General features: G+C 44.8%; 9 protein-coding genes and 1 pseudogene. 7 read left to right on the forward strand and 3 right to left on the reverse strand.

What is annotated here, in order from left to right; all coding sequences use genetic code 11:
- Window positions 1-345 precede the first annotated feature (345 nt).
- Entirely contained in the window at window positions 346-3,291 is a 2,946-nt protein-coding gene (locus PseudUWO310_RS09820; RefSeq protein WP_142600581.1) for an amino acid permease, read from the forward strand.
- Between the two features lie 76 nt (window positions 3,292-3,367).
- Here the strand turns inward: PseudUWO310_RS09820 and PseudUWO310_RS09825 are convergent, their stop codons facing one another.
- Window positions 3,368-6,583: an adenylate/guanylate cyclase domain-containing protein gene (locus PseudUWO310_RS09825; protein WP_142600584.1), complete on the reverse strand. Its 3,216-nt coding sequence runs from the start codon at window positions 6,581-6,583 to the stop codon at window positions 3,368-3,370.
- 302 nt (window positions 6,584-6,885) lie between these two features.
- Between PseudUWO310_RS09825 and PseudUWO310_RS09830 the strand changes: the two genes are divergently transcribed.
- Window positions 6,886-7,335 carry a DUF29 domain-containing protein gene (locus PseudUWO310_RS09830; RefSeq protein WP_142600587.1) on the forward strand — a complete coding sequence of 150 codons (450 nt, stop codon included), beginning with the start codon at window positions 6,886-6,888 and terminating at the stop codon, window positions 7,333-7,335.
- 10 nt (window positions 7,336-7,345) lie between these two features.
- Here PseudUWO310_RS09830 and PseudUWO310_RS09835 read toward each other — a convergent pair whose 3' ends face one another.
- Together PseudUWO310_RS09835 and PseudUWO310_RS09840 are read right to left on the reverse strand one after the other, a co-directional pair.
- Window positions 7,346-7,681, reverse strand: a complete 336-nt coding sequence (locus tag PseudUWO310_RS09835) for a XisI protein (RefSeq protein ID WP_142600589.1) — start codon at window positions 7,679-7,681, stop codon at window positions 7,346-7,348.
- The gene (locus PseudUWO310_RS09840) at window positions 7,669-8,085 is read right to left on the reverse strand and encodes a XisH family protein (RefSeq protein WP_142600592.1); all 417 of its coding nucleotides are present in this window, start codon (window positions 8,083-8,085) and stop codon (window positions 7,669-7,671) included. Before PseudUWO310_RS09840 ends, PseudUWO310_RS09835 begins: the two co-directional genes overlap by 13 nt.
- 274 nt (window positions 8,086-8,359) lie before the next feature.
- On the opposite strand from PseudUWO310_RS09840, the gene gltB reads away from it, so the two are divergent.
- From gltB to PseudUWO310_RS09865, 5 genes and pseudogenes are all read left to right on the forward strand, one after another.
- The gene (gene gltB / locus PseudUWO310_RS09845; protein ID WP_142600686.1) at window positions 8,360-12,943 is read left to right on the forward strand and encodes a glutamate synthase large subunit; all 4,584 of its coding nucleotides are present in this window, start codon (window positions 8,360-8,362) and stop codon (window positions 12,941-12,943) included.
- 86 nt (window positions 12,944-13,029) lie between these two features.
- Entirely contained in the window at window positions 13,030-13,608 is a 579-nt protein-coding gene (locus PseudUWO310_RS09850; RefSeq protein WP_142600595.1) for a DUF3782 domain-containing protein, read from the forward strand.
- A 47-nt stretch (window positions 13,609-13,655) separates the two neighbouring features.
- Complete coding sequence (locus tag PseudUWO310_RS09855) at window positions 13,656-14,147, forward strand: DUF29 domain-containing protein (RefSeq protein ID WP_142600597.1); 492 nt, start codon at window positions 13,656-13,658, stop codon at window positions 14,145-14,147.
- 77 nt (window positions 14,148-14,224) lie between these two features.
- Window positions 14,225-14,500 (forward strand): annotated as a pseudogene (locus PseudUWO310_RS09860) (type II toxin-antitoxin system RelE/ParE family toxin).
- Between the two features lie 11 nt (window positions 14,501-14,511).
- Window positions 14,512-14,814, forward strand: coding sequence for a HigA family addiction module antitoxin (locus PseudUWO310_RS09865; protein WP_142600599.1), 303 nt, complete (start codon window positions 14,512-14,514; stop codon window positions 14,812-14,814).
- Window positions 14,815-14,818: the final 4 nt, after the last annotated feature.

Genomic DNA, 14,818 nt, shown 5'->3' on the forward strand with positions numbered 1-14,818 from the left:
ATAAAACCCAAGAATTAATTGGCGGCGCGAAGCGCCGCCAATTAATTCTTGGGTTTTGATTTGTCCTAATTCAAGTGACTAAAGTAAGCCAACACTTCAATAAATTAAAAAACAAATCCAGTAAGGTTTTGAGATTCCGAAAATGGCGTTGGCATTGTGGGGATTGGTATTATATTCAGAACAGGCGGAACATGGCGCTGCCTTTACTTTGATATTTTTTTTGATATTTTTTAAGCTGCATGGCGATTGTCGCCAGCTCTAAGAAAGTGATAAGAGTACATTCTCGGAACTATTTTGATGAGAATCTAGAAGCAATTATGCCTGTAGAGATAAGATCGCGCTACTATGACTGATTCTGAATCTAGAAACCAACCTGCACAAATCGCCAGCCCATTATCGGTCGCCTCCCAGAAATCGTGGTTTCAGTTACCGCGTAGTCTTAGCACCTTTGAAACATGGGGATTTGGCACAACTGGACTCTTGCTTTGGTTTGGCGTAGCGCCAGCAATGCATATTGAGTTGGGGGAGAAAGCAATTTGGGTATGGATTCCTTCAGCATTTGTCGCCGTATTCCTCAATCTTCAAATCAGGAACTTAGGAAAACATTGGCAGGATATGTCAGGAGGGACTCCTAACTATACAGTGAGGTTGCTCAAAGAATATCCATTTATAGCTAAGTATGGAGCGATCGGCTATTGGCTGGGCTGGGTATCGGTTCCAGCGATCAATGCCATTATTCTAGCGGATTTAATCAAAAGCATCCTATTAGATTTTCACATCTATATTCCCGATGGGTTTCTCAAAGTTGCCTTTGTGTTCCTGCCCTATGTCGTGGCATTTAGTGGCACGCGCTCGATGGCTATCTTTCAAGCATTTTTTATCGTCCCCGCCGTCAGCTTATTCCTTGCTTTCTGTATTGGCGGACTCAACTGGTTAGCATTTGATCCCACCAGTCCTGGATTTCTGTCCACAGGTGGCGTGAGTGCGCCATCATTTGTGCTATGGGCAAAGTGGTACTTTGTAGCGACCTACGCCATCTATGGATGTGAAACTGCTTCCTCCTTTGTTGCCGAAAGTCGTCGTCCCGATCTAACCCTAAAATGCTTGCAATACATGGCAATTCTCATTCCAGTCGTGTATGTCGGTGGATCATGGGTTTTAGCAAGACTATCGACTAATCCTCTGGCAGGCGAAAATACTTATTTGCACCTACTGGACGCGGCAAAACCATTTTGGGGGGCTGCGGCTTCTCCATTAATTACCTTTTTGGTTGCCGCTGGTTGTTTGCTAAGTTCGGTAACTGCTGCATCCAACTCTCCTAGAGTTCTTTACCAGCTTGCGCAAGAACGTCATTTATCCCCTTTATTCACATTATTTACACCTCGTAGCGTGATTGGTCATGGGCTGGTGGCAACTTTAATCATGAGTTTGCTATGCCTATTTTGGGGTGACGTTTCGCGAATAGTCATGATCACGGGCACGGGCTACCTATCTAGCATCACGATCCTACATTTAGCAATTTGGCTAAAGCGCGATCGCCCTGAAACCTTGTATCCCCATTGGGCAGTTTTATTTTTAGCGATCGAATCCGTAGTTTTAGTCGTTGGGGGAATCGCCTGGAGTTGGCAAGATTTACTGATTGGCTTGCTCTTGCCAATTTTCGTATTAGGAGCCGATGCTTTAATGCGGCGACTGCCTTTTGCCTTTTTTCATGTGCAATGGTGGGAAAAAATTTACCGCCATAAGACATCCCTAAGATCGTTCGATTTTATGATCGTCCAAACTATCACCATCATTATTTTGGTATGTGGTAGTACGGGAATAGGTTGGCTAGCTTTTAGCCTGCTAGATCAACATGCTGAGCATAGTGACACCAATCGCAACGCTCTATTTTTAGTGCTGCTCCTAGTTGTTGCCTTTCTTGGAATTGCGATCGCTTGTTGGACGAGCTTACCGCAGGTCATGACTATGGAAGAAGCCAGACAAAGAGCAGAACATTTATTTGTGGCAGCCTTGGATGCCATGCTGATTGTCAATAACCGAGGCGAAATATGTCAAGCCAATCCTGCGGCAGCCTCACTCTTTGAAATCGATGCAATGCAACTGATAGGCAAACCCCTCGGACTCTTTTTAGAGGGAATTGATTACGATCCCGCCCTTTGGGATAACCTCAGTGAGAGAGAATTAAAACATAAATACCGCTTCAATACTGAAGCGAAAATACCCAGCGTCGTTGAAGTAGCGGTATCGGAATATTTCAATCAATCCGATCGCACTCAGGAATATATTGCCATTTTGCGCGATATCACCGATCGCAAGTATGCCGAAAAATGGCTCCAAAGAAGTTTAAACGAACAGGAACAACTGACCCAACAAGCAAACGCACAGGCTCAAGAACTAGAAATAGTTTTGCAGGACTTAAAAAATACCCAAGCCCAATTAATCCAAACCGAAAAAATGTCCAGTCTGGGGCAACTTGTGGCAGGTGTTGCCCATGAAATCAACAATCCCGTCAACTTTATCTATGGCAATCTCAGCCATTCCTTTGTCTATAGTCGGGACTTACTGGAATTGGTCAGGCGCTATCAAGCTTGGGAGAAACAACAGGCGATCGCTCCCGATCCTGACATTCAATCTTTTATCGCAGATATCGATCTCGATTTTTTGCAGGAGGACTTTCCCAAGGTTTTACATTCCATGAAAATGGGAGCCGAACGTATTCGCCAAATCGTATTGACCCTAAGGAATTTCTCGCGCCTTGATGAAGCCGACATGAAACCGATCGATATCCATGAAGGTATTGATAGCACCTTACTGCTTTTACAAAATCGGATTAAGGGGAATCCCCATCAAAAGGAAGTTCACATTTTGAAGAACTATGGTGATATCCCTGTCGTCGACTGCTTTGCAGGACAGCTCAATCAGGTATTTATGAACCTGATCGGCAATGCGATCGATGCTTTACAAGAGCGCGAAAAGTTAGGCTTTTTTGCGACGGGGAACGAACAACCGCAGATCATCATCTCCACAGAAATAATTAATAATAATTTATTGCAAATCAGTTTTAAAGACAATGGCTGCGGAATGCCCGAATCAGTTCGCGAAAAGATTTTCAATCCATTTTTTACGACTAAACCCGTGGGAGAAGGAACGGGACTAGGGCTATCGATCAGCTATCAAATCATCGTTGACAAGCATGGCGGCACAATTCAATGCCTATCTGAGATGCAAAAAGGAACCGAATTTTTAATTCAGATTCCTTTATCTCAACCAGAAAGTCAGAGAGCCTAGTTGTACATAGACGAAAGAAGAAAAGGTTGGTGCGAAGCGCCAACCTTCTCTTCTTTCGTCTATGTAACTTTCATTCCTATAGTTTCTTACCCAGCCAATAGGTTTGCATTTGTCCTTTACCCTTGATCTCGATCGCACCACGCTCGACTAACTTAAATTTATGTTTGAGGATTTCGTAGGTTGCCGCCGATACTTGAATTTTGCCAACTTCGCTATGGGACTCCATGCGACTCGCCACATTCACCGTATCGCCCCATAGATCGTAAATAAATTTTTGCGTGCCAATCACTCCCGCAATCACTGCACCCGTATGAATGCCTACACGAATTTGCAACTGTCTACCTGTTAAATTGCGAAGTTCGGCAACTTTATCCACCATATCTAATGCCATTGAAGCGATCGCCTCCGCATGATTTTCCGTAGAAATGGGAATGCCCCCAGCCACCATATAAGCATCGCCAATCGTCTTAATTTTTTCTAGCCCGTAGGTTTCGCTGAGCTGATCAAAGCTTGAAAAAATTAGATTGAGGAGATCAACCAAATCCTGAGGTGATAGTTCTGAAGACATTTCAGTAAAGCTGACTATATCGGCAAAGAGAACCGTAACGGACTCAAAACTATCGGCAATGACCCCTTGGGACTGCTTCAGACGATCGGCGATCGCTTTAGGCAATATATTTAATAACAGCCTTTCCGACTTTTCCTGCTCGGTATAGAGAGCTTCTTCAGCGCGTTTGCGTTCAGTAATATCATCAAGTACCCCCAAAATCCCAATAGTTTTACCATCAGCATCAATGATCGGTAACTTACTAATATCTAACCAAATCGACTGTCCCTCTTCATCTAGATTGAGTTTCTGTTGAATTACATGCAATTCTGGAATATTTGATTCCATAATTTGGCGATCGTGCTGGCGAAAAATATCCGCCAATTGAGGATTCCCAATCAGATCGTAATCTGTCTTACCTACTACACTTTCTGGACTATCCAGTTGGGCATATCTTGCCCAGTTTTTATTACATCCTCGAAAGACCAAATTTGTATCTTTCCAAAAAATCTGCTGCGGAATACTGTCAATAATTAATCGCAGATAGGTTTTCTGCTCTTCGAGCGCCTTCTCCGCCTGTACTCGCGCCGTAATATCCTGAAAACTCCAAACGCGCCCAATAATCTGCTCGCCTAATTTTTGCGGACGGGAATAGCGCTCCACGACCCTGCCATCGACTAGTTCGAGAACGTCATAGGTTTCCATTTCAGGATGGTGATAAAACTCCTGCGATCGCTGCATAAAGTCCTGAGGATCGCGCATTTGTTCCGCCAGAAACTCCAGTCTAAGGGCATAATCGGGCAACGATAGCACTTCTTGGGATAGGGCAAACATATCCACAAACTGTTGGTTATAGCTGGTAATATGTCCAATGCGATCCACAGCCAAAATCCCATCCGCGATCGACTCAAATGTGGCTCTTTGTAAACTTAAAAACTGCTCAAGGGTAGATTCAATCCGCTTCCGCTCAGTGATATCTACACCAATAGAAAGAATCTCCAGCATATTCCCCTCTTCATCCACAATAGGACGATTTGACCAAGATATCCATACTTGCATTCCATCACTGCGCGTATTTTGACTTTCCTGAAACATATAGAGATCGGCTTCATTAACACTCGCATTCATCCAAATTGGCAGATTAGATGTCGTAGGATCGGTAGTCACTGGAAAAATTGTTCCTTCGATATTTTTGCCAACCACTTCATCTTCCGTAGAAAAGCCAAAAAAAGTTAAGCCATACTCGTTCAGGAATTTAATTTTGCCCTTAGTATCTCTCCTTAAAATAATGCAATTGGCGACTTCGACGAGGGTGCGATATTTAGCCTCACTCACTTTTAGAGCCTCAGTCCTTCGTTCCACTCGACTTTCTAATTCTTCATTACTTTTAGCCAAGGCCATAAAAGAAATCTGCAACTGCTCCGCCATTTGATTAAAAGAATCTGCGAGGATTGACAGTTCGCGGACGTTAGCAGTCTCGATCGGATGATAGGGCTGACCACTAGCAAGATCAGCCGATGCCGAAAGATTGGCGAGCAAATGCGAAGCATCAATTAGTTTCTGCACTGGTTTCGCAATCCATTTTGATGTGTAGAAGCCCGTTAAACTCGCAAAAACTAGGGCTAAAGCGCACAGCATAACTGTATTGCGCGTATTAATATCAATGCGATCGCGAAAATCCTGTTCTGGCACAGTGACGATCAAAAGCCAGTCTAGCCCTTGCTCACTTCGCAATCTAGCGATCTGGATATACTGAGTCGATCCTTCCCATTCCATTTGAATTTGCTGACGATCGGGAATATTCGCAGGGTTGGGATATTTTTGAGAGAGATTCTGAAAAATCGATTTTAATAAGGGATTTTGACTCTGAAGGGCGTGCAGTCTCAGTTGCCTACGATCTGAGATATTGCGATCTGAGATATAAGGCAGTTCTGAAGTTGATGTCGCGACAATATCGCCCGATGGTTCGAGGATGAAGGCTTGTCCCGTTTTCGCGATCGCTAACTGCCTGAGAAAGTCACCAATTTGCGAAAGGGTTAAGTCGATCGCTAAAACGCCCCGAAGATTGCCCGATTCTCCATAAATCGGCATAGAAGCCGTAATTCCTAAAATTGGACGTGCCACGAATAGATAGATCGGGCTCCAAACCGCATGACGGAATTTAACCGCTCCTCGATACCAAGGACGTTCTTGGGCATCGAAGATATTCACTTCCATTTTATTTAACACCCTCCCAGCGTCATCTAACCGATAGATTGACTTTTGCCTTAATAGTTTGGGAAATGGCTCTAGGGTTAATTTGGTTAATTTAGTTGATGAAGAGCGATGTAGTACGAGAGCATTATCTTCCCTTCGTTCAATCCCCATAAATTCCCCATGAGGATTGGTCGCATAGAAAAAATAGAGGATTTTTGATTGGCGCATCTGTTGCCAAAGTAATTCATCCAAACTATCTATATTTTCAAAATTCAGTTTTCCAGCCTTAGCGATCGCCCCATAGGTCTGTAACACCTCTAAAGGAGTATCAAAGTATCCCCGCACATGGGTTTCAATTGCATTCGTTACTTCCAGCCCAATTTTAGGAGCCAGTTCCTGAGTCGCTTCTCGTCCATTTTGGATCGATAACCACCCAGTTACCCCCACCGCAGCAATCACCTGTGTTACAAATGGAACGATCAGTAATAGCTTTAGAGAAAGTTGATAGCGATCGTTGGAAGCCCTATCTTGGGAGAAAAAAGCAGGCATATAGGAGCTGCAAAAAAGTCTATACTGCCAATGATAAGGCGATCCTTACTGAAAAGAACAAGTCTGCGACTATTTGCTCATTAAGTTGACATCCACCCCGCACTAAAGTGACTGGGATTCCTAGACCTCACGATCTGGGTTTCTGCTTCATAGCACCAGCCAGAGCAGAGTAAATCTGTTCTGGGCTTACAGTTTTTTGCACTTTACGCAGTTTACGGCGTTTAGCCTTGAAGGTTTTAGTATTAGCAATCTTTTCGCCTTTATAATATTGATTTAGCGTTTGATTAACAAAGGGGATCTTGATGATGCCAACACTACTATACGATTCGGACTTTTATCGTTGGACAGTTGAACAGGTAGAGCGTTTACGCTTAGGTAAATGGGATGGTTTAGATATAGAAAATTTAGCGGAGGAAATCGAAGCTTTGGGGAGCCAAAAAAGATCTGAGTTGGAAAATCGTTTAGCAATTTTGCTGGGGCATTTGATTAAGTGGGATTTGCAGCCGAGGTTGCGCGGTAAAAGTTGGCGATTAACCATCAAAGAGCAAAGAATTCAAATAAAAAAGCTAATCCGAAAAAATCCTAGCCTAAAATCTTATCTATCAGAAGCGATCGCTGACGGTTTCGAGTTAGCTTTAGTTCTTGCCGAAAAAGAAACTCGCCTTAAACCCAAGGATTTACCGAAAGAATGCCCTTATTCTATCGAACAAATTTTTGATGAGAACTTTCCCATTGGTATTCAAAATGTTTAAACGCTAATTCTTAGCTAACTGCAAATTCTGTAAACTGTCGCATATAGCTGGAATGAAATCCATTTACTATATTTTCTTTTGGGATACCCATCTCTGATAACTTGACAGCTATATCAAACTCTGTTCCATTATGTTGCACCCAGATCTTGTCACCTCTGATATCAAGATGTACAACACAGCCATAAATTCGGTGATCATTTCGCCAGCCTACATGAGCTAGTTGATAGTGATCTCGCTCAGTATCAAAGATCAATTGCGACTCAACTCCATCATTTGCTGAGCCATATTCTGCTAGTTGCGTGAGTAAATCTTGGATTTTTTGGCGATATTCATTTAGTCTTGCCATTTCACGATCTCCTGCTTTTCTGGTTTATAAATTGCTAACTTGAGTTGATATTGCTGAATTGTGGCTTGGACAAAAGGCAATTGAAAGAATGAATCATAGGTGCTTGATGGTATGGCTAAATATAATTTGTAATCTGGGTACTGCTCTTGCATTAGTAAGCGGTAGTTGAGATATTGCCCAAGTGCTGTATGAAATTCGGAGACGGCTGAACCACTGAGAAAGCTTTTTATTTCTACTGCTATTTTTTCGTTACTTCGTTCTGCGGCAATGATACGCTCTGCTCCTAAGTCAACGTATAGCAGCCCTAGACCAAATTCTAATGAAAGTGGATCATGGGTTATTTGCCAGCCATCTTTTTGCAAGGCTATTTTGACAGCATCATGAAAAATATCTCTTGCAGACATGACTTATTCCAATGATTCTAGCATTTTAACATTATTAACTTTACCTCCCTCAGTCCTAAGATTTTGGTTTAACCTTTCTCGACATACCTTGGCAATTTAGTATCTAAAGCAACAAAATACTGCAAAATACCAGAATTTTTTGCATTACATATGATCATTTCATTAAGACATCTTCCCTAAGACATAAAGTTATTAGTACAATCCAAGATAGCCGTCGTAAAACCCGAATTACGTCCGAGCTGACTTAGCCCTCTAAATATCCTTTTTGTCCATGATGAATAGCAACGTAGTGAAACAAGGTTTGTACGATCCACAGTTTGAACATGATGCTTGTGGAGTCGGCTTTATCGTACATAAATTAGGGAAAAAATCCCATGCGATCGTCGAGCAGGGGCTGACGATTTTGGAAAACTTGGAGCACCGTGGCGCTTGTGGCTGTGAGACAAATACGGGTGACGGTGCAGGGATTTTGATGCAGATTCCCCACAAGTTTTTGGTAAAGGTCGCCGCCGCCGCAAATATTACCTTGCCAGAGGTGGGTCAGTATGGCGTAGGTATGGTGTACGCTTCGCCAGATTCAGAAACCCGTCAAAATGGAAGAAAAACTTTTGAGAGACTGGTAGAGGCTGAAGGTTTAAAAGTTTTAGGTTGGCGCGATGTGCCTACCGATAATTCGCCATTGGGGGCGACCGCACAATCGAGCGAGCCATTCATGCAGCAGGTATTTATTCAGCGATCGCCCGATCTTGCTGATGACCTCGCTTTCGATCGCAAATTATTTGTAATTCGCAAGCTCGCCCATACTGCGATTCGCGCCACCAATATCGATGCCTATTGGTATCCTTCTAGTCTTTCCTGTCGCACCATCGTCTATAAGGGGATGTTGATGACGGCTCAAGTCGGACAGTATTACGCCCACGATCTGCATGATCCAGATATGGAGAGCGCTCTGGCTCTGGTTCACTCCCGCTTTAGTACCAATACCTTCCCCAGTTGGGAGCGATCACACCCTTACCGCTACATTGCCCACAATGGCGAAATCAATACTTTGCGCGGCAATATCAACTGGATGATTGCTCGTCAGTCGATGTTTGAGTCGGATTTGTTTGGTGATGATATCTCGAAGATCAAGCCCGTAATTAACATTGAAGGCAGCGACTCGACGATTTTTGATAACGCTTTGGAATTGTTGGTGCTGGCTGGGCGATCGCTCCCCCATGCGGTGATGATGATGATTCCTGAGCCTTGGACAGCCCATGAGTCCATGAGTGATGAGAAGAAAGCCTTTTACGAATATCACTCCTGTTTGATGGAACCTTGGGACGGTCCCGCCTCGATCGCCTTCACCGATGGCACAATGATCGGCGCGGTATTAGATCGCAATGGCTTGCGTCCTTCGCGTTACTACGTCACTAAGGATGATTTGGTAATCTTCGCTTCGGAAGCTGGTGTCTTGCAAATCGAGCCTGAACGCATCGAATCGAAAGGTCGCTTACAACCAGGGCGGATGTTCCTCGTAAATATGGAAGAGGGGCGGATTGTTGCCGATGAAGAAATCAAGCATCAAATCGCGACCGAACATCCATACCGCGAATGGATTAATCAACATATGGTGGAGATCGCTAATCTCAAGGATGGTGAAGCGACGGAAGTCGAAGCGATTCCGCTCACACAACGTCAAATGGCGTTCGGCTATTCCTTTGAGGATTTACGCTTGCTCTTAACTCCCATGGCACGCGATGGCGTGGAAGCTGTGGGCGCAATGGGAGCAGATACCCCCCTAGCGATTCTTTCCAATCGTTCTAAACTTCTCTACGATTATTTCCAACAACTATTTGCTCAAGTAACCAATCCTCCCATAGACTCGATTCGTGAAGAGATTATTACTTCTGCCGAAACTACGATTGGTGCTGAACGGAATCTCTTAAAGCCTGAACCAGAAAGCTGTCACTTGATCGAGCTAAAGACTCCCATTCTCAGCGATGCCGAACTTGCAAAGTTGAAGCATATTAACGAAGGTGGATTTAAATCGGTTACGCTTTCCACTTTGTTCAATCCTAAAGATGGAGTCAACGGACTAGAATCGGTGATCGCGAATATTTGCGCTCAAGCCGATCAAGCGATCGCCGATGGCGTGAATATTTTGATTCTGAGCGATCGCGGTGTTGATTCCGCTAATGCGCCTATCCCTGCCCTACTAGCAGTGTCAGGCTTGCATCACCATCTCATCCGCACAGGAACCCGTACTAGAGTCGGGCTAGTCCTCGAATCTGGCGAACCTAGAGAAGTGCATCATTTCGCATTATTGATCGGCTATGGTTGCGGTGCGGTCAATCCCTATCTTGCCTTTGAGACCATCAAAGACATGATCGATCAACATCTCTTAGTCAATGTCGAGTTCAAAACTGCGGTTAAGAACTTCATCAAGTCTGCAACTAAAGGCGTAACCAAGGTTGCTTCCAAAATCGGTATTTCTACCATCCAAAGCTACCGTGGCGCTCAAATTTTTGAAGCCGTGGGACTCAATCAAGATGTGATCAAGAAATACTTCACTTGGACAGCCTCCCGCATCGAAGGAGCGGATTTGGAAGTGATTGCTAAAGAAGCGATCGCTCGTCATACCCACGCCTTCCCCGATCGTCCTGCTAGTGGTAATACCCTCGATGTGGGCGGCGAGTACCAATGGCGCAAGGATGGCGAAGCTCACCTATTCAGCCCTGAAACCATCCATGCCTTACAAAAAGCGGTGCGCGATTGCAACTACGAACTGTTCAAGAAATATTCTGCCCTCGTCAACGAACAGAATCAGCAGCATTACACCCTGCGCGGCTTGCTCGATTTCAAATCCCGCGAATCGATTCCCATTGAAGAAGTAGAACCCATCGAATCCATCTTAAGCCGCTTCAAAACGGGCGCGATGAGTTACGGTTCAATCTCTAAGGAAGCCCATGAAGCTTTAGCGATCGCCATGAATCGCATTGGCGGCAAGTCCAACACGGGCGAAGGCGGCGAAGATCCCGATCGCTATACATGGACAAACGAGCAAGGCGATTCCAAAAATAGCGCGATCAAACAGGTTGCCTCTGGACGTTTCGGCGTAACCAGCCTCTATCTCTCCCAAGCCAAAGAGATTCAAATCAAAATGGCTCAGGGCGCAAAACCAGGGGAAGGCGGTCAACTCCCTGGCAAGAAAGTCTATCCTTGGATTGCCAAAGTTCGCCATTCCACCACAGGTGTCGGCTTGATTTCACCACCGCCTCACCATGATATCTACTCCATCGAAGACCTCGCTGAGTTGATCCATGACCTCAAAAATGCTAACCGCGCTGCCCGTGTCAGCGTCAAGCTCGTATCGGAAGTAGGTGTCGGCACGATCGCCGCTGGCGTTTCTAAAGCCCACGCTGATGTCGTGCTGATCTCTGGCTATGATGGCGGTACTGGCGCATCACCCCAAACCTCGATCAAGCACGCTGGCTTACCTTGGGAACTCGGACTCGCGGAAACCCACCAAACCCTCGTTCTCAATAACCTCCGCAGCCGCATCGTCGTCGAAACCGATGGACAAATGAAAACTGGACGTGATGTCGTCATCGCCGCGCTACTGGGAGCCGAAGAGTTCGGCTTTGCCACCGCGCCTCTCGTCACCCTCGGCTGTATCATGATGCGCGTCTGCCACCTCAATACTTGTCCCGTTGGCGTGGCAACTCAAGATCCGCAACTGCGCGAGAAGTTTACAGGCGATCCTGCCCATACCGTCAACTTCATGACCTTCATTGCCATGGAAGTCCGCGAACTAATGGCGAAACTCGGTTTCCGTACCCTTAATGAAATGGTCGGTCGTACTGAAGTGCTAGAAGCCAAGCAAGCCGTCGAGCATTGGAAACTCAAGGGCTTAGACTTCTCGAAGATTCTCTATCAGCCCGAAGTTGGCGAAGATGTCGGTCGCTATTGCCAAATCCCGCAGGATCACGGTTTAGACAAGTCCCTTGATATGACTGTGTTGTTGGATTTATGTCAAGCAGCGATCGTTGATGGGGAACCCGTTCAAGAGACTATTCCGATCAAGAACATCAATCGCGCTGTCGGCACAATCCTTGGCAACGAAATCACTAAGCGCCATTGGGAAGGATTACCCGATGATACCGTACATCTCCATTTCCAAGGTACGGCTGGTCAAAGCTTTGGTGCTTTCATTCCCTCTGGTGTAACGATGGAACTAGAAGGTGATACTAACGACTACCTCGGCAAAGGTCTGAGCGGCGGGAAAATCATTCTCTATCCCCACAAAGCCTCTACCTTTGTCGCTGAAGAAAACATCATCGCGGGTAACGTCGCCCTCTACGGCGCAACCAGTGGCGAAGTCTACATTCGCGGTATCGCTGGCGAACGCTTTGCGGTGCGGAACTCTGGCGTAAATGCTGTAGTCGAAGGCATCGGCGATCACGGTTGCGAATATATGACTGGCGGTAAGGTCGTCGTCTTGGGCTTAACAGGACGGAACTTCGCCGCAGGTATGAGTGGCGGTATTGCCTACATTCTCGATGAGTCAGGCGATTTCGCAACCCGTTGCAATACCTCAATGGTCGGCTTAGAAAAACTCGAAGATCCTGAAGAAATCAAGGATCTGAAGCAGTTGATTCAGCAGCATGTTGACTATACGGAGAGTGCGATCGGTGAGCGAGTTCTCGCTGATTGGAATGCGACGCTTCCTAAGTTCGTGAAGGTAATGCCCAAGGATTACAAGCGGGTATTACAAGCGATTAAGGAAGCCTTAGAGGATGGTTTGAGTGGTGATGATGCCCTCAACGCCGCCTTTGAAGCCAACTCCCGCGATGTTGCCCGTATCGGTGGTAGCTAATTAATCAAGAGGCAAGGGGCTTACGCCCCTTATTTTTTATGTGATAATTTAGGTGTTAAAAACTTGATCGAATAAACACCAAGTTTATGAGTACCCCTGTAACTATTGAAGACATCTATAAGTTATTCCAAGCTTCTCAAGAGGATTATGATCGCCGTGCAGCCGAAGCCGATCGCCGTGCTGCTGAAGCCGATCGCAGTATAGCAAGGCTAGAAAAAACAGTTGATCGAACTAGTAAGGCAGTTGAAGCACTGACAACAAGATGGGGACGCTTTGTTGAGGAATTAGTTGAACCTGCGGTATTGCGACTATTTCAAGAAAAAGGAATTGATGTAAAGGAAGTGTATCCTCGTGCCAGAACTAAGCGTCAAGGGTTTGCTATGGAAATAGATATTCTGGCTGTGGATGATACAGAACTGGTATTAGTGGAATGTAAGTCCCGTTTATCAAAGGATGATGTGGATGAGTTTGTTGAGAAGTTAACACGCTTTAAAGATTCCTTTCCCCATTACGGCAACTATAAAGCCTATGGTGCTGTGGCAGGAATTGAGATTAATGAGGGGATAGATCGTTATGCCTATCGTCAAGGATTATTTGTAATTAAGCCTTCGGGTGATGGTGTGGCGATCGCTAATGATGACGATTTTAAACCTACAGTATGGTAGGTCTGGTTTGTTATAGTTGTGTGTAATGTATTGCAGGCTTGAACATAATGCTTGAGTCAAAGTTGGAACTGCCAGTAAACACAAGTCCTGATTTAGCTACTGATTTATATGAAGTTGACTTTTATGCTTGGACTCAGGAGCAGTCAGCACTATTAAGGCTCGGTCAATGGCAGTCTCTAGACATAGAGAATTTGGTGGAGGAAATTGAGTCGTTGGGTAAGCAGCAAAAACAAGAACTTCGCAATCGTTTGGGTGTTTTGATTGGACATTTGCTGAAGTGGGAGTTTCAACCCGAATTGCGCGGTAAAAGCTGGCGATCAACCATTATCGAACAACGCGATCGCATAACATTACATCTAAAAGATAATCCGAGTTTGAAGTCCTATCTCAATGAAGCGGTAATCGAAGCTCATAGACTGGCTTTATCCTTGGTTGTGCGAGAAACACCTTTCGATTATCCAGATTTACCATCCGATTGTCCCTATGCGATCGCCCAAATCCTCGATCCTCAATTCCCCGAAGATTTGCGATCATGTTAATTTTTAGTTTTAAGATTAGAATTATTCCTGCTAGGCGATCTCATAGTAATGATAATAAAGTAGATGTTTAGGATTTAATGATTGTTTCGTTTGCTTGTAAAGAAACCGAGAAGATTTGGCAAGGTTTGCGATCGCGTAAGCTACCATAAGATATGCAGGAAAGGGCTTTACGCAAATTACGTCAACTTGATGTGTCAGCTAATCTAGAAGATCTTCGCATAGCTAACCATTTAGAAGCACTTGTTGGCGATCGCCTCGGACAATACAGTATTCGCATTACTAAGCAATGGCGGCTGTGTTTTGTTTGGCAAAATGGAAATGCTTATGATGTTGAGATTGTTGATTATCATTAGGAGCAAAGACAATGGAAGATACTTTACTGCGTAATCCTCATGTTGGCGAAATCTTGCGATATGAGTTTTTGGAAGAATTAGATATTAGTGCAAATAGTTTGGCTGAGAGTTTGCGGTTGCCATATTTGAGTATTCAGCAAATTATTCAAGGTAAGGCTCCGATGACTGCGGATGTGGATTTGCGTTTATGTCGCTACTTTGGGTTGTCGGATGGTTATTTTTTGCGGTTGCATTATGCCTATGAGTTGATGGAAGCAAAAAGGAATTTAGGTGATATATTGCGTCAAATAGTCCCTATTGCAGCATTGCATTAGATTA

Source organism: Pseudanabaena sp. UWO310 (assembly GCF_006861605.1).
GTDB lineage: Bacteria > Cyanobacteriota > Cyanobacteriia > Pseudanabaenales > Pseudanabaenaceae > Pseudanabaena.

Coding starts and splice junctions, on each gene's coding strand:
- PseudUWO310_RS09825 (WP_142600584.1), bottom strand. CDS start 6,583: ATGCCTGCTTTTTTCTCCCAAGATAGGGCTTCCAACGATCGCTATCAA.
- gltB (WP_142600686.1), top strand. CDS start 8,360: ATGAATAGCAACGTAGTGAAACAAGGTTTGTACGATCCACAGTTTGAA.
- PseudUWO310_RS09830 (WP_142600587.1), top strand. CDS start 6,886: ATGATGCCAACACTACTATACGATTCGGACTTTTATCGTTGGACAGTT.
- PseudUWO310_RS09865 (WP_142600599.1), top strand. CDS start 14,512: ATGGAAGATACTTTACTGCGTAATCCTCATGTTGGCGAAATCTTGCGA.
- PseudUWO310_RS09820 (WP_142600581.1), top strand. CDS start 346: ATGACTGATTCTGAATCTAGAAACCAACCTGCACAAATCGCCAGCCCA.
- PseudUWO310_RS09840 (WP_142600592.1), bottom strand. CDS start 8,085: ATGTCTGCAAGAGATATTTTTCATGATGCTGTCAAAATAGCCTTGCAA.
- PseudUWO310_RS09835 (WP_142600589.1), bottom strand. CDS start 7,681: ATGGCAAGACTAAATGAATATCGCCAAAAAATCCAAGATTTACTCACG.
- PseudUWO310_RS09855 (WP_142600597.1), top strand. CDS start 13,656: ATGCTTGAGTCAAAGTTGGAACTGCCAGTAAACACAAGTCCTGATTTA.
- PseudUWO310_RS09850 (WP_142600595.1), top strand. CDS start 13,030: ATGAGTACCCCTGTAACTATTGAAGACATCTATAAGTTATTCCAAGCT.